We start from the raw sequence: 20,158 nt of genomic DNA on the forward strand, positions 1-20,158 counted from the left end.
TTAAGGTAATTCTGTTACCCAAGGTTTGCCCTGAGTTGCTTTGTGATAACCATATTCGTATATGGTTAATAAATAGTGTTCATCAAACATGTCTTTGGTTCGTTTGGCGTAACCAAAGTCGTGCTCGATGTAAGTAAATTGCATATCAATGTTGTTGATTTCACAGATGTATTTCATTCGATATAAATCACCACGTGTTTGAGCAAGAGTCAGGCTTGATACGCTCTTTGCTACTAAATCTAGACCCTTATCTCTCAGCGAGTGGTACGGCGCTTTCAGTGCTCCATTTCGAATAACATCGAGCTGTGGTGGTTTTTCTAACCCAAGAGCATCTGAGATCTGCTGATAGTCGAAGTTAGATGGATTGAAAAATACTTGAGCGGCTAAACCACCATCGACGTGAAGTTCTTCATAACTTTTACCTTCGTACTTCACATTGATAAACTGCGGTGGGAAGACTCCAGGAATAGAAGCACTTGCTGCTAAAACCTTATATATAAGTTCAGACTTATCTGGCATGTCACTATTTGCAATTGCGCCCACATTCCAAATGACAAGCTCTCCAGAATCAAAGTGTGTGCTACCAATAAACAAACGCTTACCGTTGCGGTGTCGCGCAGCAATTTGCTCGATCATCGGTTCAGGGAACGCCTGAGCGATAAATTGATTCAAGTTTTTACCGTCAGTAAAAGCATCTTTAAACACGGTGTTTAAAAAGTTCTTTTTGCCGAGCACTGATTTGTCATTGATGTTTAACATCACCTCCTTCATCTTCGGAAATGCATCTCCGCCGATGAATACAAATGGTGCCATTAGCGCTCCTGCACTGATGCCAGTAACTATTGAGTAGTCTTTCAATTGGCCAGATTCTTCCAGCCCTATCAAAATACCGGCTCCAAAGGCTCCGTTCGCGCCGCCTCCTGACAAAGCTAAGATATTTAGTTGCTCACCTGACACTTTAATTGGCGTTGTTTGATCGATTGGAGAGTATAAGAAGTCTGGGTTCTCACTCGCCCACATACGCAATGGCTCTTTTACTGATATCGCTTCTTCTACAACCACTTCTTTGTAATTGTCTTTGTGTACGCGTACATCCAACGTGTGGGGTGAGCTACATGCCACTACAAGTAATGACAAAGCAACGGTAAAACCCGAGGAAATTAGACGGTTCATAATTAGGCTCATTTAATGTTCTCTAAAATGATTCAGAGACTCTGTTTAATCAAAAGAACAGCTATAAACAGAGAAGTTAATAAATAGGGATAAAGTGAAGTCCGTCTCTTTCTGGGAGTAATATAGCTAGGTTTAGTCTTAGCTCGTAATCTCGTTTGTAGGATGCGACCCATCGAATAGGTACACCCTCCACCACTATCGGAGTTAAACGCTCTACCCGATTTTGACCACGTTGAAATCGTGGGTAGGCTCTACAAATTCATATTGTGCATTGATTGTTTGTAGCTCCCAAGTGCCATAGCTTTTAGTTAGCTCCAACACACCATAGACCGCGTTATTTGCATGTCGGAATGCAGCTACGGGAGACATTCTCTTTATTAACCCTGCGGTAAACAGGCCAGAGATAAGGTCACCGACACCAACCGGTTGTTGAGCAAATTCAATGTTCGGTCGTTGGGCTAAATAACATGCCTTTTTCGTTGCTAAAATCATACTGAACGCGTCATCGGGTAATGAGTGAAGATGCTTCACGAGCACCATCTTTGGACCAAGCTCCAATGCTTTCTTACATGCTGTAACCGCGTCATAAAGGGAGAGGATTTTAATGCCGGTCAATTCACTTAGTTCAAATTGGTTTGGCACTATAACATCGGCAATAGGAAGCAAGTGTTTAGTAATGGCGGTTCTAACGCCATCCTCAACGATACAACCTTTATCTGGGTCACCCATTACAGGGTCACAAACATAGAGTGCACTGTGGTTCTTTTCTTTAACTAAATTAACCGACTCGGCAACCGCTTTACATTGGTCTGCGCTTCCCTGATAACCCGATAGGATCGCACCACAGTCTTTCAGTACGTTGATGTTGTCTAAGCCTCGAATCAAGTTTCGAATATCATCTGAGCCGAATGTTTGACCGGTCCAACCTTGTTGATATTGAGTGTGATTAGAGAACTGAACAGTGTGGATTGGCCACACATCGAGTCCCATTCTTTGGATTGGAAAAACCGCAGAACTGTTTCCTGCATGCCCGTAAACCACGTGAGATTGAATAGAAATAATGCTTTTCATGCGTCGCTCTTTCAGTTTGAAATGGATTTGAATACTTGGATAAGACGACTAAATAAACACAACGGAACATCAAGATAGGAAGTTTTATCGATCTAACCACTGTGCTTATTTGGTCGGAATAGCCTCGACATCGCCGAGGCTTATTCTTAATGAGTTGGACGTCATCGGCTTTAAATCATGTATTTGATTCTAAGCCAGACTTGAACTTATGCGTCTTGAAACTCAGCGAAGTGCTCGTCCAATACCTTGCGAGTTGCGCGGCCAATCAGTTCGTACTCATGGTGAGTCAGGTTAGCCAGAGATACGCGAACCGACGCATGTACAGTATCGAAGCCATTTCCTGGTAGTAAAATAACACCAGTTTCGTGAGCTAGACGGAATAAGAAATCTTTACCTTTACCGCTTGCTTTGAACCATTCAACGAACTCTTGACCGTAAAGTTTGCCACCTAGCGTGTCTAGCTCTAGGAGTGTGTAGTAATCCACACGGTCTTTGTTCTCTTCGATTTCTACACCCATGTTTTTGTAAAGCGTTGTGTAGCGCTCACGGATGATGCGTTTGCAAGCGGCTTTGTAGCGACCTTCTGAGTCCATTAGACAAGTTAATGCAAACATCGCCATTTGTACTTGTTGAGGTAGAGACAGACCTGCTGTGTGGTTCAGCGCTACGCTGCGGCTATCAGCAACGATACGGTCGATGAATTTGATGTCACGTGGCTCTGGAGTCAGTGTTTTGTAACGGTCATCCAATTGGCACTGTGTCTCTTCGCTGAATGAGCGAAGTGTATCGTCGAACACGTTCTCATCGTGAATACCGATAGTGCCTAGACGCCAGCCTGTTGCACCGAAGTATTTAGAGAATGAGTAAACACATAGTGTGTTGTACGGTAGTTTTGCGAACAGAGAAACAAACTCATCTGCGAATGTGCCGTAAACGTCATCAGTGATGATGAATAGGTCACTGCGTTGCTCATTCACAAAGTTTGTTAGGTTCTCTAGAGTCTCATCAGAGAATTTCACTGATGCTGGGTTTGCAGGGTTAACAACGCAAAGCAGTTTGATGTCTGTATCTGCAAGTTTTTCAATTTCAGACATTGGTAGCTGCCAAGTCGTCTCATCAAGGCGTAGCTCAACGATTTCCAGCTCATACTCTGCTAGCTCTGGGATTTCTAGGTAAGGTGTAAAGATTGGCGTGATTAGCGCAACTTTGTCACCTTTTTTCAATAGACCATTGTTGAACATGGTTGCGAACGTGTACGTCATTGACGCTGTGCCGCCTTCTGTTGCGAACAAGTCAAAGTTAGTCGTCATTGGCATTGGGCCGTACATCTCTTCTGCGATGTATTGTTTAACCACTTTCTCGATGTTCACTAGCATACGTGGTGGTACTGGGTAGTTACACGCAAGGTAAGCCAGTACTAGCTCGTTTAGGAACGCTTGTTTTTCGATACCTAGACGGTCTTTTGCGTAGCTTAGTGCACGACGTAGGAAGTCAACGCCTTTGTCTGCTGCATATTGGCTTGCGAACGTGTCGAAACGCTCAACGATGCCAACACCATCAGGGATACCACCGAAATCACCACCTAGGTAAGCGTAGTTACGCTCTGCTTCTGCTACCGCAAACTCACCAAGACGGATGAAGGCTTTACGAGGTAGCGTTGCTAGGAAGTTAGGGTTACCACGACCTGCATCAAGAAGTGCACGATCTGGCACAGCTTGCGCCACTTCAATCAGTTTGTCTTTTAGCTCGAATGGGCTTAGGTCAGCGAATTTTGAAAAATCGATAGTTGGAGTTTGAGTAGTCATAATATTTACCTAATAATTTAATATTAAACACTTGTAATTAAATAAAGTGTTTTACTTAAGCGTGATTATTCAGGCCTACCCTATTTTTGATTGGGTAGGTCTGTTAATAAGTTGATGATTTTTTAAATCTATAATGAGTTGTAGGTTTTAATTACATACCCGCATTAACGGTAATAATGCCGACGATAATTGGACCCCATAGAGTCAGTAACACGTTGGCTACGGCGTAAGTCACAGTAAAAGAGAATACTGGCGTTGCGTTGCCTGTTTTTTCCATCAATGCAGCGAACGCTGGGTTTGCACTTCGACCACCTGTTACACAACCTAAAGCTTCTACCGGATTCTTTATCTTCAATACAAAGTACGAGAAGAAGAATGAAATAATCTGTGGAATGATGGTTACCGCAACACCCAAGAATAGTAGGCTCATACCGTGTTCTTTGATGGTGTCTACCGCTTGAGGGCCAGCCTCAAGACCAACGATACCCACGAATGCTGCTAGACCGAAGTCGCGAATAAAGCTTGCTGCTGATTCTGGGAATTGCGCCACATGTGGGTTACGGCTGCGTAACCAACCAACAATCAGACCTGACACTAGACAGCCTGCACCAGAGCCGATAGTGACCGGAATACCTGCAATTTTGAAGTTGATTAGGCCAATCAAAAGACCCAATACCATACCCATGCCTAGTACAATGAAGTCAGTCATTGTTGCTGAGTTCATTGGCTTACCGATTGTACCTTGAACACGATTAATATCGCTTGGTGAGCCAGTTAATTGAATAACATCATTTTTCTTAACAACAAGGTCAGCGTGAACTGGGATTGATACACCTTCGCGAAGGTAGTCAGTCACATAAACACCACGGTAAGTGCCTTTGTTCGCTTCTGATTTGATTTGACCTAGTGTACGGCCAATCAGTTGTTTGTTGTCTGCGATAAGCTGACGGTTCTCTTCAATGACTTCGTACTCTTCTGGAAGCACAACTTCAGAGCCAACAGAGTCACCTTTCAACTGACCAATGGCTTTACGAGTACCTGTGATAACCAGAACATCGCCTTGTTGAAGCTTAGTAAATTTGTCTGCTTCAATCGCTTTGCCATCACGCTCGATAACTTCGATGCATGCGTCTATTGAATCTTGATTGATTTGGGCTAGTGTCAAACCATTCAGTTTGCTCTCTGCTTTGATTTCAAAAGCGCGAGTCTCAAGTTTTGTCATCGCATTGAATTCACCAGCACCAAGCTCTGCATTACCATCTGAGTTCGCTTCTGCCATTTTGATTGCTTCAGCGCGGATATCCCATTTCATTAGTGTTGGGAATACCCATGTCACCATTAGGATTGGACCTAATGAACCAAAGATGTATGTTACAGCGTAACCAACAGCAACGTTAGTTTGCATCAGATGTTTGGCTTCTTCAGACACACCACCCAAACGGGCGATCGCATCGCCTGCAGTACCAATGATCGCAGACTGAGTTAAACCACCGGCAGCTAGGCCCGCAGCAGTACCTCTATCTAAGTCAAACAACCACGCAGCGGCAAGTACACACAATAAGCCTGAAACCGTCATAACAACCGCAGACAACAGAATGTTGATGGTTCTAAAGTTAAGCGCTTTAAAGAATTGTGCGCCGCCTTGATAACCCACAGCATAAATAAAGAGCGCAAAGAAAATACTTTTTACGCCGGGATCAATCTGAACACCAAATTGCCCAATAATTACGCCCATTAATAATGTTCCGGCCACACCGCCTAAAACAAATCGGCCGATAGTAATTTTACCAACCATATAACCCAATGAGAGTGTAATAAATAGTGCGACAAATGGTGCCATGTCAAACAGATTAGAAATAATGTCCATGACAAATTTACTCTTGTTACTAAATATAAGGAGTAAATAATCTAACGAATAACTTAATAATGATATTTGTTGGATTATTCAAAATAAATAAAGCATCTCGTTGCTTCGAACCGAATATTAAGAACAAAAGGTTTTATTATGTAATCCCATTTGATGGATCAAATCATCACTTTAACTGTTCGCATAGTTTTTGAAGTGCAATTTACATCTTAAGTGATTGTTTTAAATGGATTTATCTTAAACCGGCAAAAGTAGATGATTTTCGAAATCAATTTCAATTAAGTGTTTCCACTTCAAGAACGACAACCTACCTACCGTTGTTTTACTGGCTTACGGCTCTCAACAAAGAGGCAGTTGGCATAATCACCGAATAAAGTTGGATTTTGATGGGTACGATCCTCTATAAGCGATTATCACAATAAATCGAACTCCGTTATCGTTGCATTCATCAAACAAATAGAGAACAGAACCATGAATACCATGCCGCATGAGCTTGTGTGGGATGAAGTCTACTTCCCACCGCTGTTATTGGTTATCGCACTGGCTTACATACTGACAATGCTAACAGGGGCAATCGCGACACGGTTTGGCCTTCATAAGTACGTCGCCTTTCCTGCAATAGCAGAACTGAGCTTGATCGTGATTTTTACTGGCGCTATCGGCCATTTTATTACCATTTTTTGAGGCACTTACTGTGATCAAACGTTATCTCATCACACTTTTATTATTGGCTGCTGCGGGAACTGTGGTTTATAGCTATTACCAGTCGTACTCAAGTAACCCATGGACCAGAGACGGACAAGTCAGCGCTTATATCGTCTCGATTACACCTCGAGTCACGGGTCAAGTCATTGAAGTGCATGTCGAAGACAACTCGAAGGTAAAAAAAGGCGATCTTCTTTTTGAGATCGATCCGAGTATTTACAAGGCGACCTACAGAAAAGCACTTGCGACTCAAAAACAAGCATTTGCCCTACTCGCCAAAGCCAAAAACGAAGAGCAACGCGCGTTGAATTTAGAGAAAAGAACGCCCGGTGCCGTGCCCGTGCTGACACTAAACAACTTGAACAACGCGGTAGAAACCAGCGCCGCAAATGTCGAACTGGCAAAAGCGAACGTAGAAGAAGCACATCTCAACCTTGAGTACACCAAGGTATATGCGCCTACTAACGGCTATATCACCAATCTGAACCTACGTGTTGGCTCTCAAGTTGTCGCGAATTCACCTGTGGTTGCGCTAATTGATGAAGATAGCTTCTGGATTGAAGGTTATTTCAAAGAGACTGATTTAGTCGGTGTCGATGCTCAGGACACTGCTTATGTGACCTTAATGATGCACAACAATGTTCAGCTAGAAGGACATATCAAAAGTATTGGTTTTGGTATCGCGAAGCAAGACGGCAGCACAGGTAATGATTTATTGCCAAACGTGAATCCAAACTTCCAATGGATACGCCTAGCTCAACGCATCCCTATCAAAGTGAAGTTAGACAAAATACCAGAAGACGTACAACTGCGTGTTGGTATGACTGCCTCGATCAAAATAATCAAAAATAGCTAGGTGATTCTTATGTTCACTGCATCGACTAAAGACGCGATTAAAGTCGCACTCTCTATCGTTATCGCAATCTGCCTAGCGTTGTGGTTTGGTTGGGAAAAACCGTATTGGGCTGCGATAGCCGTCGCAGTGATGGCATTGAACGAGAGCTTCGCCCATTCAATAAACAAAGGCCATAACCGGTTAATGGGAACCTTGTTAGGGACCGGTTATGCCTTTTTCCTCATTGCGATGTTTTCACAAGATCGATTTTTGTTTCTAACATTTCTTACCGTGTTCTTAGGCACTTGTATTTTCATGTCTAGTGACGAGAAATACGGCTACATCTTTTCAATAGGATTTACCGTGTGTTCGATTGTTGCTTGTATGGGCGGGTTTGATAACCAAACCACCTTTCACTTTGCTGTACTTAGACTTCAAGAAACACTATTAGGTGTTGTTGTGTTCTCTATTGTGTATCGCATCGTGTGGCCTGTGAATACTGAACTCAACTTTGTACAACGTTTCGAAACCAGTAAACAAGCGTTGTTAGATGCGATGGAAAAAACAGACAACATCGACATTGCCGCACTTGAAAGCAACACCGCGAATATTGATAAGCTGTATCAACTTTTAGATCTGCCACTGACCGGAAGCTACCACCTTAAAGAGAACATCCAAACATGGCGCTTGCGTATCGATGAAATGGCACATATCCAAGATACATTACTCAAACAAAGTAACAGCGAATCAGACTTAGATATCCAATGGGCAGTTCTTACTCACAACTTGAAGACGTTCGATGTATTAACACCAGAACAATCTCTTGTTGAGGGTGAACTCAATGTCATAGGTGATCATAAAGACGTGTCTTGGCATCATGCACATCGCACGTTTGTTGAACATTTGAATGAAGATGGGCGCAAAGTGCTGCAAGGCGTGTCGATGTTTATCACATCGCTGTTGGTTTGGATTTATCTTCCAGTTCCAGGTGGTTTCATATTTCCTATGTTAGCCGGTGTATTCTCTTCTATGGTGCCGACCATGCCACCAAGCGTTATTAAGGACGCTTTTTATGGTGTGTTGGGTACAGGGTCGGTGGTTCTGTTGCAATACATCTTTGTGATGCCATTAATGACAGAACTATGGGAGCTGGGACTATTCTACTTCCTTAACATTATGGTGATATGGAAAGTGTTCGCGACACCTAAGCTCATGGTACACCGAATATTGGGTATTAACTTATTAGTTGTTCTTACATCTGGTGCGCTCAACCTCACACCTGTTTATGGAATTGAAACGCCACTTTTGATGCTCGTAAACATTTTGATTATTCTGATGATAGCGAAGTTGTTTACTGATCTATTTAGAGTGAGGGTAACTGCTTAGAACTAAATGCGCTTAACAACTCACAACAAAACGGTCTGCCAAGTATTTTTACTTCACAGTCCGTTTTTTTATCTATTGAAAATCATTATAAATCAATTGATTAACGCTAATTATCACTAAGTGAGGATAGCGTCCATCAAAAGCGATTAACGCGATCTGCCACCTCCTCTTAAAATCCTCTCATTGATTGACGCAATGCATTTTTAGTCGCGACATTCACACTAGCAATCCTAACGGATAAATACATAACAACTGAACACGACGTTCAGTATTACATCGACTGTTTGAGTCTCGAAGGTTTGAGGCCACTCAGCGTGGAAACCGTCATGAGTTTTTTTGAAATACGCACCAGCGCCTGTAAGACCCATACTCTTTCTGTGTTAGCGAGCGCCCTATTACTTACCACCCCCAATTTTGCGTCTGCGGCAGAAACCAAGACTTACAGCGAAGTTATGGAAAAAGGTCGAGCACTATTTGACAAATATGGCATCAGTCATGATTTACCAAAGCTAGCAATCAGTTCGCTCGTACAGGGCGAACACCTAGTTGAACACGCACATCGAACCATACAAATTGGCGATGAGGTTCGTGACTCAAGCGTCTATCTGATAAAAAACACAGACAGCAAAGGCAACATCGACCTGCGCATCAAATACAACCCGCAAGAGCTGGATGAAAACGAAAAACTGATCGATGAAATTGAAGAGTTTACGCGCACTGAGTATCGACTAAGAAATTATGCAGAAAGCTTCGATCCATCGTCAGTGAAAGTCAATGAAAAAGACAACGGCGACGTGACCATTAGCTTCAACTATTCGAAATACGGCTTACCACAAGACATCGCCTATTTCCGTTTCTTGAATGTTGATATTGAACTTGTAGGCGGCACACCAAAACGCATGGTAATCACCAACGACAAGCCATTTAATCTTGGTAAGTCAAAAGTCGATACCTATTACCAAGTGATTGATTTCCAAACGTTAGACTCTGGTAAAGTCGTTATTGAACGTAAGACAACTAACATCGAGGGTACGTCTAAAACGAAACCGATGACCATGAGCGCTGTAACTGAACCCGTCGCAATTTATGAAGACGACAACGGCGTTAATGTCCTGCATGAAGAGCGTCTAAAAGAAGTTTCAGATCCTCGTATGCAAGAAGCGAGTGTTAAGTTAGATCGAGTATTCCCTTTAATGGGTGACATGGTGCGTCGTCAAGGTATCGATTTGCCATTACCATTCGGTGTTTCAGTTGCTTATCGCAATCAAGACATGAACCTTCCTATGACCGATTACGTCATTAGCGGTGTGCGCTTGAATGACCTATTCGACCCTGAAGATAGCGTTGCAACGGTTAAAGCGGAAAGTGTTTCGATACGTGGTGATGTGAATATTCTGCCGTTCTGGAATGTATTCGGATATGTAGGAAAGGTAAACGTTGACGCGAATGTTGATGCCTCTTACACCGGCGCTGCGGGAGAATATCTACAAGATAAACTCAATAACAAACTACCTGGTCTAGGTGACAAACTGTGCGAGGGCGTATCAGCACTGTGTAACAGTGGGCGTTTAAATGTACCACTGCATCTCGAATATGACTTACGCGGTGCGGGTACAACACTATCTGTTGGTTACAAAGAGTTCTTTGCATCACTGACCGGCACCTATTCACAAACCCGTCTGAAAGGGATGGATGATTGGGGTGACGGCATTGTCACGATTCAGCCAATGTTGGGCTACCAATTAGTTGATTATCGCGCTCAATTCTTCGTTGGTGCTGAATACCAAGGTTTAGATTCACGTATGCAAGGTACTGTAAAGACAGACGATATTGAGTTTGATTACGACGTTGGTGTCGACATTAACCAGTGGGCATTTTTAACCGGAGTCAACAAACAGATTGGCAAGCATTACAACATGACCGTGTTGTACAACAAAGGTGAAACTCGTTCGGCTGTGACATTGAACCTTGGCTATCGATTCTAACGGTCAAACCATCGCTCTATTGTGAATATAGATTCGTTAGAGCGATATTTTCATACGAGCCTCTGAAGCTCAGTCGTCCAGCAAGATGACAACTCAAATATATGCCATGTCGATGCTCCATAGATGGAGCGCAATACCCAATGGAACTGCAGGATTGTCGATACAAGTGCGTTTGATCGTAACTATACCGAATATTATTGTGGAAAATTAAATATGAATATTGCATACCGCTCACTTATCGCATTGTCTATTGCTACTGCCCTTATAGGCTGTGGCGACGATAGCCAACCAACGGTTCCTTTCCCTGATAAACCTGAACCTTTAATTCCAGCACCTTCAGAAACCTTTACCACTCAAATCGGCGATGTGATGATTACTGCGACCAAAGAAGAGCTGGTTGTTACATCTAATACCGAAGACGATAAACTGGCTTCTGTTGAGTCTTTTAAAGGCATTAAGTTTGCCGATGCAGAGCGTTTTGAACACAGCAATCCTGTCGATTTAACTGAACTGATCAATTCAGAAGGCATTGTTGAAGCAACGTCGTTTGGTGATGCTTGTCCTCAATTGAAGACCGTTTCACAGACACAATCTGAAGACTGTTTGAACCTTAACATTTGGCGCCCAGTAGGCGTAGATGCTGATGCAGAACTACCGGTTTATGTATTCATTCACGGTGGTGATTTCGAATACGGATCTGGTGCAGAGCCGCTCATCCAAGGTGATACGGTTGTAGCGCAAGGCGCGGATGAAGGTAACCCGTTCATTTACGTGACATTTAACTACCGTTTAGGCTTGTTGGGCAAACAGTGGGTCGACGGTGGAGACTTCAAAGAAGGTGGCAACTTTGGCATTGGTGACCAAAAGCGTGCTATGCAGTGGGTTAACGAGAATATCGCTCAGTTTGGTGGTAACGCTGAAAACGTCACTTTGATGGGCCAAGGTTCGGGAGCAATGTCGGTTGGCATACTTCAACAAACCGATGGTAAAGAGCCAATCGCCGGTGACAATGGTTACTTCAAACGTTCAATAATGCAAAGTAATGCGTATGGTTTTGAATATCAAAGTTATGATTCAGCAGAAACAAATAGTACTTCTATTTGTGAAGCGACTGGTGTTTCACAAATAGAAAGCGACAGCAATACACTCAAATCAGCACTCAAAATCTTGATGGAATTTTCTGACGACTTCAAAGAAGTATTAGAGCCGATTGTCGATGGGATGCCTGATCAGGTGGATACTACCGTTTGTGTAGACAACTACATAGAACTACAAAAGCAACTACCTCTCAGTTCGATTTTAGAAGCTCAAGATAAAGTATTACTCGATCCAATCAACAAAACACTAGATTGGGTTATCGAAAGTGTATTGACGTTACAAAACGACATTCCACTACTAAGCCATGACAATAATACGCCAATGACAAACTTGTTACCTTTCGCACCCTATGTCGAATATAAATCAATATTTTCTAAAGGTCATCATCTGATCTCACAACCTGCGCTGGATAACCTTTCAGTACCAACCGTCATTGGTAACAATGAAAAAGATGCGGACACGATGGCTATGCTGCCTAGTCTTACATTCTTAATTCCGACCATTTTGGAGCTATTAAAGGAAGATGTAGACAGCGGTACTTTTGAATCGCTAAGCGAAAACAATCAAGGTTTAGAACTCGCGGTATGGCTGCAACTTGATGGCAATAAGCAACGCATTATCGATATGGTGTCAGCAATGTCTGCTGAAGAAGTTCAAGCGCAGATTGAACTCGGTGATGTGCTGAATTTACTACCATCCACCGCATATGAAGCCGTGACCAAGCTATTTTTTGGCCTAGGTAACTCTGACATGAACAACGAATTACTGGAACTTGCAGACTACAAGCCTGAGTTGGAAAATGAACTGGGTGGTGCAACACAGAACATGACTGAGTTCAAAATGCTGATGAATGACATGCTATTCCAAGCGCCAGCACGTAACCAAGCGATTCGTTCAACTGAAAATGCAGACGTATACGCGCCAGTTTCAATGTACCATTTTGCGTTCAAGCCTAGCTTCAACGTTTGGACATACAATACTCAAGGTGAAGATGGCGATTTAGATATCGGTGACCTGCTAAAAACGTTTGCTTGTATCTCCGGTGCTTGTGGTGGTTCAGAACTGCCGTTTATTTTCAACAAACCGTATAAACTAGACGGTTCAGAAGTGAGCCTAAGTTCAAAAGACCAAGCTCTGATGAACGACATGTCTCGCCTATGGTTCAGCGACAATCTGTTTACAGACTATGAGTACAGCCAGCAACAAGATAACGTAATGTTCGTCGATGGTGATGGTCAAATCATCATTGAAGACAATTGGGACGCTCGATTCAACGGAGCTGCAGATGGCAATATGCTTAACGGCAGACTTCAAGGCTTAAATGATCTTGAACTTACCTTAAAATACATGCCTGATTACGAAATTCCTAATCAGAACTAACGCTTAATCATCAATCACTCACACAATGGCCAGTTATCTGGCCATTGTCACCTCTACCCTATTTTTACGGAACATCACAATGTACTTCACACGTATTCACGCGCTGATGGTGCTATTTTTGTCGATCTTAGTTACTGGCTGCGCCCAACCTTACCCCGATGTTGAACCCGACTTCGAAGCTAACTGGCAAAGCACAGAACATCAAGCTCAAGTCTATTTGATCCCTAGTGCGCCTGAAGCCTTTGCTCGCCGCATTGATCTGGTTCGCCAAGCCCAACATTCCGTAGATATGACCTACTTCTCTTGGGAAAACGACACTCTGGGTTTGATGCTGTTAAACGAGCTAAAACACGCCGCTGATCGCGATGTGGCCGTGCGCCTCACACTGGATGACTTGTTGGTATTCAATGACAAATGGCTTGCGGAGTTGGACTCACACGCCAATATTGAGATTCGACTGTTCAACCCTTTTGAGTCACGTAAAGCTGGCTGGATTGGTCGTGCGCTCAACTTCTCTACTCATCAAAAACAGTTAGATAATCGACTGCATGAGAAATACTTTAACGTTGATCACCAATCGATGATCCTCGGTGGGCGCAACATCGGTGATGACTACTTTGGCTACAGCGAAAGTGCCAACTTCTTTGATATGGATGTGCTGTTTAAAGGCGACGTGATTGCTGCTTTCGACCGAAACTACCAAGCGTTGTGGAACAGTGAGCATGTAGTGCCAATTCAAGAACGCATTAAAATCAAAGAGAAAGAGCAATACCAAGCGTTCACCAAAGCGTTGAACAAAGGTGAAAAGAATCAAGCATTGATCACGTCTGAAGTCGAAAGGCAGATAAAGAGCTTAAACCAACCGAAGTTCATTTCAGCCTCTGTCACGCCGGTATTTGACTCACTGGAGAAACTCAATGACAACAAGCCCTACTTTCGCCAACGTATTGAACACTTGATGAAGCAAAAAGTACCGACACCTTCTAAGGTTATTATTTCTACGCCTTATATGGTGCCAAGCGATAACAAGTTTGTATTCGTCGATGCACTTAGAGAGAGCGAAGCCGAAGTCACCTTACTGACGAATTCATCGGCTTCTAATGATTCGGGCTTTGTGCCTGCGTATTACGAAAAACACCGTGAGACTCTACTCGACAAGGGCGTAAGTATATATGAGTACAAAAGCCAAGCGATCAATGATGATCACTACTTTCATGTTGATACCTACTACCACAACAAGACAGTAATTTTAGATGAGCGTGTCACCTATATTGGCTCTTCTAACTTCGATCCAAGATCAGACTTTCTCAACGTTGAGTTTGGGGTGTTGGTTGACAGTGAAGAGTTTGCGAAGCAAGTGACACACTACTTAACACGTCAGAAAGAGGAGTTGTTCTGGGCTGTGTCGCGAGAACAATCAGGTGACACCATCTGGGCTTCAGAGGAACAAATCCATACTAAGAACCCGAACTACAGTTCATGGAACAAGGTACCTGATTGGTTATTTCGAAAAATGAATGGCGAGTTCGAGCTTTAAGTGTTCAGCTTCGAATCTTAATTTTTAATTTTCTCCAGTCCAAATGTAAAAAAGCCGCGTAATTCGCGGCTTTCTCATGTTTCAAATACACGTATCTGAGCTTATAGACGGTAGGTCATCGCTCTTTGGGCTACGTAGTTCACCATATCAAGCGTTGTGAAGATCGAATTAACATCATTAATGTTGTAATCCACATGTCCACGCTCCACATATTGCTCAGCGAGACGGTAAATATCAACGACACGCTCAGCTACCGCTTCCATAGGATCAATAAAAGTGACTGTTGGAAATGCCGTTTCAAGTTGCTTTCTAACCAAAGGAAGTTCCGTGCATCCCCAAATAACCGTATCAACGCCCTTCTCTACGATGGATTGAATCGCTACAGCAAGCAGTGCGGCATTACGCTCAAACTCGCCCGCTTTGATCCCGTTGGTTTCTCGGATTGCTTGTCCACACTCTGTCATCTCACCGGTTACTTCACCATAGATAGCACTATGCACGTTATGCTCTTGCTCAAAGGAATCTGGCTTAACGAACACCAGATTCGCGTCCGTTAGGTAACGATCATAGATTCCCGAATTGTATGTGCCGTTGGTACATAAAATACCAACAACAGATTCAGAGTTCTGCTCTTTGATTTGATCAACGGTGGTTTGAAGCATGTCGACGATATAAACGTTGGTGTGCTTTTGAACCTCAGGTCTAAAGTAATGAGCGGTGTTACAGGTCATCACGCCAAACTGAACATTGGCATGTTCTAAAATGCACGCTGACTCAATCAGTTCAGGCACAGGATCGGTACCGCCTTCGTTAATCACTTCAGATCGATCGGGGATATCTGAGTTTTTCACCAATATCATGGCCATGTGGTCTTAGTCTTTAAGTGCGCCGTGTTCAATTTCTTTCTTGGCGACGATATCTTGGAACAGAGCATCTGCTTCAGGGCCCATATTACCAAATACACCGAATCGTAGCTTTTTCATTGTTTTTACCTTTGTGTTTGCTAAAGCACAAAGGTTATTACGCTCTTTCGATTTACTTGAATCCTATTAGATGGTTCGCATCCTCGCGAGTGCATAAACAGCGTACAAAAATCAGAATTGAGTACCAAAGGAAAAATGAATACGAAATTCGTCGCCTTCAGGCGCATCTAAGCCGTAAGCAAAATCGAGCTTAACTGGCATTAACTGTGAGTTCCAAATCAAACTCACGCCCGTCCCACGCTTCCAATCCGCTTGTTGATCAAATGCATCACCCACATCAAGAAATGCGCCCAACCAAATTGAACGATAGACTTGATGCTGATATTCGAGCCCAGCAGTTAACATATAACGTGCCCCCGTTAGTTCACCATTCTCGTCTCTAGGGGAGATAGATTCGTAACCATAACCTCGCAGGTTTCCATCGCCACCAGCAAAATACCGCAGTGACGACGGCACATCAGATAATGATTTGGCAATGTTGATGCCTACGTTGGAGCGGAAATGGAGCTTCTGCCTGTCACTAATATCCCATGAAAGGACACTGTTTCCTTCCAACCGCAACAGCCTTGAGTCAGAGAACAGACTAGGGTCAGAATACTCGACAGAATAGATGTGTCGATGATTGAGCTCCAACTGATCATTTTTACGATCAACCTGAGAAAAACTGATGCCAGGTAACAGCAATTGCGATTGCTCTTCCTCAGACGCCTGACGGTACTGTTCGTGCAAGTATTTGACATAAATGGTGCTTTGCCAATCACTGTCTAATTGCCAGTAACGTTCGAACTTAAGATCGTTTGTAAAGCTATTGGTGTCTCGATGATCAATTCGTTTCGATTCAAACTGAATACCAAAGTAATCCGTTGTGACTTTCTCTGTGGGGATTTTGTACCCCAACTGAAGTGATTGCTCCTGTTCAGACAAATATGTCTGTGTTTCAAAGCTGTGGCCTCTCCGGTTATACCAAGGCTTTGACCAACTGAGAGAGGCGCGTAAACCGAGATCTGTAGAATAGCCGCCACCGACCTGCACGATATTTCGAGAACTTGGCTCGGCAATGATTTCAATTGGAACTTCTAGGTTGTCATCAAGTTTGTCAAAGTCACCATGTACGATGACACTTCGAAACCATTGAGTGTCTGACAAATCAGATTGCAGTTCACCTAACTTGATGGTGTCAAAGTCATCACCTTTTTTAAAGGTGGGTATTTTCTCGATACGGGTAGGGTCAACCCCATCATCAGGAATACTTATAGAACCGAACTTGTAGCGTGGACCACTTGCAAAATACAAGTGTATATTCGCGATGTTCTCGCTAGGAATAACTTCAATCTTTGACTCGATAAACCTGCCGTCAAAATAACCTTTCCGCTTTGCTAAAGAGAAAATCGCACGCTTAGTTTGGTCATATTCTTGGTGAGACAAAGTTAAACCTGAGCCTAACTTGCTTTGATTGAGTATATTGATGAACTCCGCATCTAGGCTAGCTTCACCTGTTATTTTTACTATCGATTCTGCGATGCGCATGACAGGACCAGAATCGATGTTAATGATCACGTTATCAGAATCATTGAGGTCGATATCGAGCTGTGGGTGATAATAACCATAAGGGTTGAGTGCATCTTGAATACGTTTAGATAGCTTCGTTTTCGATAGCTGTGATGCAGGAACATCGGCTAAAGGTTCTAAATATAATTCTACATTTTCGGTGAGAGTTTTATTAACCCCTTTAACCTCAAATTCAGCAGCACTAGAAGAGTGTTGGGTAAACAGGAAAAATGAAGTGGCCAGCACTAATTGTTTAATCGAGGTCTTCACGCGGTTACCCAATTGCTCAAAACCCGAACAGGTTATAAGCAAAGCGTTAAATCGCTGAATCTCTTATGGAGGACGCTATCCTTCGAACGGATTATCGGGTTGTTTAACACCGCAACAGTCGTTTATTAACGACTCAAATCCCAGCCCTACAGACACAAAAAAGGCGCAATTAAGCACCTTTTGAATGTCTATTACTTATTGATTTATATGGCTTGCTGATTTATATGGCTTGCTGACTCAAGATCAGTTGTTGTTCAGCCACACATCTTGGTTTTTTGGAGCTTTCTTCTTCTTTTTCTTCTTGCCAGTACCGGCCGGTGGCGCAACAGGTTTTAGTGCTGCGATCAGTTCAGCTGTCGCTTCTTCATCCACTTCAAAGCCTTCAATTTGCTCACGCTCAAGACGAATCTTGTTCTTCTTCTCGATGATTTTGAAGTGGTGGTAATCTTCGTGATCGATCAGAGATAACGCAAGACCAACTTCACCTGCACGACCACTTCGGCCGATACGGTGCATGTAGTCTGACGGGCTACGCGGTAAGTCAAAGTTGATTACCACTGGAAGCTTCTCAATATCCAGACCACGTGCCGCGATGTCTGTCGCGATCAGAACGTCAATCTCGCCAGATTTGAAATCTTCTAGGATACGAGTACGTGAACCTTGCCCTTTATCGCCGTGGAATACTTCTGCGATGATACCGCGCTTGTAAAGCTTGTCTGCTAGGTGCTCACAGCTGTTCTTCGCATTAACGAAGATCAGAGCTTGGCGCCATTCATGTTGTTGAATTAGGTGTGCGAGTAACGCTGTCTTGCGACCTTTTTCTACTTCGAATACACGTTGAACCAGTGTGCTCGCATTGGCACTTTGAAGTTGAACTTCAATTGGATCGCTTAGAAGTTCGTGAGTCAGCGTTTTAACTTGCTCTGGGAAAGTTGCAGAGAACAACAAGGTTTGTTTTTTGCTCGGCAAGAGCTTCAAGATTGCATCAAGTTCTTCGGTAAAACCTAGGCTTAGCATTCGGTCAGCTTCATCAAGCACTAACGTTTTCACTTTGTCTAGCTTGATAGCGTTGCTTGAAATAAGGTCAAGCAGACGACCCGGTGTTGCCACCAAGATATCAGTGCCGCCACGTAGCGCCTGCATTTGAGTGTTTACCGATACACCACCAAACACACAAACCGTTTTAATCGCGCCATTGAAATGCACAGCGTAAGATTTAACGCTGTCAGCCACTTGCTTAGCAAGTTCACGAGTAGGAACCAAGATAAGGCCAGAAACAAAGTTACCTTTGCCTGAACGACGGTCCAGAGGGGCATCTTCATGAATCTTTTGTAACAGTGGAAGTGCAAATGCTGCGGTTTTACCTGAACCGGTATTTGCGCCTGCAATTAAATCGCGTCCTGCTAACACACTTGGAATAACTTGCGCTTGGATAGGCGTTGGCTGTTGGTATTCAAGCTCAGATAAACGAGCCATCAAAGGAGAGATTAAGCCAAGATCAGAGAAGTTGGTTGGTGTAGTGGTGTTAGTCATTAATTGCAGGAACTCAAAGCTAAAATAATAGCGCGCTATATTAACGTATTTCAGCAGTATTACGTAACTAAATCGCCCTTTCGCTTCTATTTCACTGATTAATATCCGTCAGAAGCGAAGTTATCGATGTGAGAACCTCGATACTCGCCGTACCAACTTCGTCTAAGAGTATTCCAGCTACACAATTGTCGTGGGTTGCAGTTAGTTCAGCCAACCTGCTACCGTTTGTTCCGGTGCATACGAATTCGGCTCGGTTAACCAAACAGCGACTGCGTCTGGTGTAGCGACAAGTGGCTCAAAATTGATATTAAATTGCCATTCAGACTCACCACGCTGATAACCATCGTAAACCACAACAAAATCATGTTCGAGTTTCTTACCCCTGTTCTCGCCCGCCTTAACGCTGGTGACTTCGTTCATCGCCAGCAAAGCTATATGAGCAACATAATCCCCTTTGCCTTCGTAACTTACGCTGAACGTATCGCCTTTATAGTTGACCGTTAGCTTGGGGTTATTTTGTTGTTTGAGCGAAGGCAACGTTCTGTCTAACCAGTTAAAGTAACCGCGCCACTCTTTTCCATCGACAACAAAGCCGGGTGTGTAAACCCCACTTGTTACTCCATAAGCTTTGTACAAGCGTTGCTTCTGACTAAACGCCTTACTCGCGAACTTGTCGCCCCAACCTAAGTAATCCCAATAATCGACGTGATAGGCAAGCGGAATAACTTGTGTCCAAAGTTTTGGATGGTCTTCAAAAGTACTGAGGTACTGATCAGCAGGTGGACAACTTGAACAACCTTCAGAGGTGAAGAGCTCGATAACCTGTGCGGGCTGGCCTTCATTACTCCAGGTTTGTGCAAGCGACACTGAGGAATAGAAGCCGATCGGTAAGGCAAATAAACAAAGTTTAATCAATGATGAATTGCGGTTGGCGTGTGACATACCGAGATCCTTGTACAAAGCGAATTGAATGGCGCTCAAA

The 20,158-nt window shown here is 43.4% G+C and carries 14 protein-coding genes; 6 read left to right on the top strand and 8 right to left on the bottom strand.

The window, feature by feature from the left end; all coding sequences use genetic code 11:
- The 4 genes from AB4133_RS08095 to aspT all read right to left on the bottom strand — a co-directional run bounded on the left by AB4133_RS08095 (nt 1) and on the right by aspT (nt 5,916).
- Entirely contained in the window at nt 1-1,173 is a 1,173-nt protein-coding gene (locus AB4133_RS08095; RefSeq protein ID WP_017060058.1) for a patatin-like phospholipase family protein, read from the bottom strand.
- Nucleotides 1,174-1,386: 213 nt separating this feature from the next.
- Entirely contained in the window at nt 1,387-2,244 is an 858-nt protein-coding gene (pdxY, locus tag AB4133_RS08100; protein ID WP_017060057.1) for a pyridoxal kinase PdxY, read from the bottom strand.
- A 206-nt stretch (nt 2,245-2,450) separates the two neighbouring features.
- Complete coding sequence (locus tag AB4133_RS08105; RefSeq protein WP_372224189.1) at nt 2,451-4,049, bottom strand: bifunctional aspartate transaminase/aspartate 4-decarboxylase; 1,599 nt, start codon at nt 4,047-4,049, stop codon at nt 2,451-2,453.
- Between the two features lie 151 nt (nt 4,050-4,200).
- Entirely contained in the window at nt 4,201-5,916 is a 1,716-nt protein-coding gene (gene aspT / locus AB4133_RS08110) for an aspartate-alanine antiporter (RefSeq protein WP_372224190.1), read from the bottom strand.
- A 471-nt stretch (nt 5,917-6,387) separates the two neighbouring features.
- Between aspT and AB4133_RS08115 the strand changes: the two genes are divergently transcribed.
- The 6 genes from AB4133_RS08115 (at nt 6,388) to AB4133_RS08140 (ending at nt 14,842) form a co-directional block, all read left to right on the top strand.
- Nucleotides 6,388-6,600 (top strand): DUF1656 domain-containing protein, encoded by a 213-nt coding sequence (locus tag AB4133_RS08115; protein ID WP_372117195.1) that lies wholly within the window; start codon nt 6,388-6,390, stop codon nt 6,598-6,600.
- Between the two features lie 10 nt (nt 6,601-6,610).
- Nucleotides 6,611-7,477 (top strand): HlyD family secretion protein, encoded by an 867-nt coding sequence (locus tag AB4133_RS08120; protein WP_017059803.1) that lies wholly within the window; start codon nt 6,611-6,613, stop codon nt 7,475-7,477.
- Nucleotides 7,478-7,486: 9 nt separating this feature from the next.
- On the top strand, nt 7,487-8,842 hold the full coding sequence (locus AB4133_RS08125; RefSeq protein ID WP_017059804.1) for an FUSC family protein: 1,356 nt from the start codon (nt 7,487-7,489) through the stop codon (nt 8,840-8,842).
- 326 nt (nt 8,843-9,168) lie between these two features.
- Nucleotides 9,169-10,827, top strand: coding sequence for a hypothetical protein (locus AB4133_RS08130; protein WP_372224191.1), 1,659 nt, complete (start codon nt 9,169-9,171; stop codon nt 10,825-10,827).
- A 213-nt stretch (nt 10,828-11,040) separates the two neighbouring features.
- The gene (locus AB4133_RS08135; RefSeq protein WP_372224192.1) at nt 11,041-13,305 is read left to right on the top strand and encodes a carboxylesterase family protein; all 2,265 of its coding nucleotides are present in this window, start codon (nt 11,041-11,043) and stop codon (nt 13,303-13,305) included.
- A gap of 79 nt (nt 13,306-13,384) precedes the next feature.
- Complete coding sequence (locus AB4133_RS08140) at nt 13,385-14,842, top strand: phospholipase D family protein (RefSeq protein ID WP_372224193.1); 1,458 nt, start codon at nt 13,385-13,387, stop codon at nt 14,840-14,842.
- A gap of 101 nt (nt 14,843-14,943) precedes the next feature.
- Here the strand turns inward: AB4133_RS08140 and AB4133_RS08145 are convergent, their stop codons facing one another.
- The 4 genes from AB4133_RS08145 to AB4133_RS08160 all read right to left on the bottom strand — a co-directional run bounded on the left by AB4133_RS08145 (nt 14,944) and on the right by AB4133_RS08160 (nt 20,118).
- Complete coding sequence (locus tag AB4133_RS08145) at nt 14,944-15,708, bottom strand: aspartate/glutamate racemase family protein (RefSeq protein WP_372224194.1); 765 nt, start codon at nt 15,706-15,708, stop codon at nt 14,944-14,946.
- 228 nt (nt 15,709-15,936) lie between these two features.
- The gene (locus AB4133_RS08150; RefSeq protein WP_029235239.1) at nt 15,937-17,655 is read right to left on the bottom strand and encodes an autotransporter assembly complex family protein; all 1,719 of its coding nucleotides are present in this window, start codon (nt 17,653-17,655) and stop codon (nt 15,937-15,939) included.
- A 231-nt stretch (nt 17,656-17,886) separates the two neighbouring features.
- On the bottom strand, nt 17,887-19,176 hold the full coding sequence (locus AB4133_RS08155) for a DEAD/DEAH box helicase (protein ID WP_017059810.1): 1,290 nt from the start codon (nt 19,174-19,176) through the stop codon (nt 17,887-17,889).
- A gap of 201 nt (nt 19,177-19,377) precedes the next feature.
- Nucleotides 19,378-20,118 (bottom strand): DUF1223 domain-containing protein, encoded by a 741-nt coding sequence (locus AB4133_RS08160; RefSeq protein WP_372224195.1) that lies wholly within the window; start codon nt 20,116-20,118, stop codon nt 19,378-19,380.
- Nucleotides 20,119-20,158: the final 40 nt, after the last annotated feature.

The sequence above is a fragment of the Vibrio sp. 10N.286.52.F8 genome, from assembly GCF_041468745.1.
In the GTDB taxonomy this organism is placed as follows: domain Bacteria; phylum Pseudomonadota; class Gammaproteobacteria; order Enterobacterales; family Vibrionaceae; genus Vibrio; species Vibrio crassostreae_C.

Coding starts and splice junctions, on each gene's coding strand:
- aspT (WP_372224190.1), bottom strand. CDS start 5,916: ATGGACATTATTTCTAATCTGTTTGACATGGCACCATTTGTCGCACTA.
- AB4133_RS08095 (WP_017060058.1), bottom strand. CDS start 1,173: ATGAACCGTCTAATTTCCTCGGGTTTTACCGTTGCTTTGTCATTACTT.
- AB4133_RS08105 (WP_372224189.1), bottom strand. CDS start 4,049: ATGACTACTCAAACTCCAACTATCGATTTTTCAAAATTCGCTGACCTA.
- AB4133_RS08125 (WP_017059804.1), top strand. CDS start 7,487: ATGTTCACTGCATCGACTAAAGACGCGATTAAAGTCGCACTCTCTATC.
- AB4133_RS08140 (WP_372224193.1), top strand. CDS start 13,385: ATGTACTTCACACGTATTCACGCGCTGATGGTGCTATTTTTGTCGATC.
- pdxY (WP_017060057.1), bottom strand. CDS start 2,244: ATGAAAAGCATTATTTCTATTCAATCTCACGTGGTTTACGGGCATGCA.
- AB4133_RS08160 (WP_372224195.1), bottom strand. CDS start 20,118: ATGTCACACGCCAACCGCAATTCATCATTGATTAAACTTTGTTTATTT.
- AB4133_RS08145 (WP_372224194.1), bottom strand. CDS start 15,708: ATGGCCATGATATTGGTGAAAAACTCAGATATCCCCGATCGATCTGAA.
- AB4133_RS08115 (WP_372117195.1), top strand. CDS start 6,388: ATGAATACCATGCCGCATGAGCTTGTGTGGGATGAAGTCTACTTCCCA.
- AB4133_RS08130 (WP_372224191.1), top strand. CDS start 9,169: ATGAGTTTTTTTGAAATACGCACCAGCGCCTGTAAGACCCATACTCTT.
- AB4133_RS08155 (WP_017059810.1), bottom strand. CDS start 19,176: ATGACTAACACCACTACACCAACCAACTTCTCTGATCTTGGCTTAATC.
- AB4133_RS08135 (WP_372224192.1), top strand. CDS start 11,041: ATGAATATTGCATACCGCTCACTTATCGCATTGTCTATTGCTACTGCC.